At 50.7% G+C, this 523-nt stretch carries 1 rRNA gene; it reads right to left on the bottom strand.

Going from position 1 to position 523, the window contains the following annotated elements:
• Positions 1 to 523: ribosomal RNA gene (locus tag ACYVD3_RS18025) — 23S ribosomal RNA — on the bottom strand; the annotation flags it as partial.

Genomic DNA, 523 nt, shown 5'->3' with positions numbered 1-523 from the left:
TCTTTGGTAAGCTTTGACGCCCCCTAGGAAATTCAGTGCTCTACCTCCGGCAGACTAATACGAGGCTAGCCCTAAAGCTATTTCGAGGAGAACCAGCTATCTCCGGGTTCGATTGGAATTTCTCCCCTACCCACACCTCATCGCCACCCTTTTCAACGGATGTGCGTTCGGTCCTCCATTTCCTTTTACGGAAACTTCAACCTGGACATGGGTAGATCACCCGGTTTCGGGTCTACCTTTACTGACTCATTCGCCCTATTAAGACTTGGTTTCCCTTCGGCTCCGCACCTTGAGTGCTTAACCTTGCCAGTAACGGTAACTCGCCGGACCGTTCTACAAAAAGTACGCGGTTCCACTTTAAACGTGGTTCCACAGCTTGTAAACACAGGGTTTCAGGTTCTTTTTCACTCCCCTCCCGGGGTCCTTTTCACCTTTCCTTCACAGTACTATGCGCTATCGGTCACTAAGTAGTATTTAGCCTTGGGGGGTGGTCCCCCCGAATTCCCACAAGGTTTCTCGTGTC

This window comes from Lacrimispora brassicae (assembly GCF_054772055.1).
The sequence above is the reverse complement of the archived record's forward strand: the minus strand, read 5'-3'. Positions and strand labels throughout refer to the sequence as shown.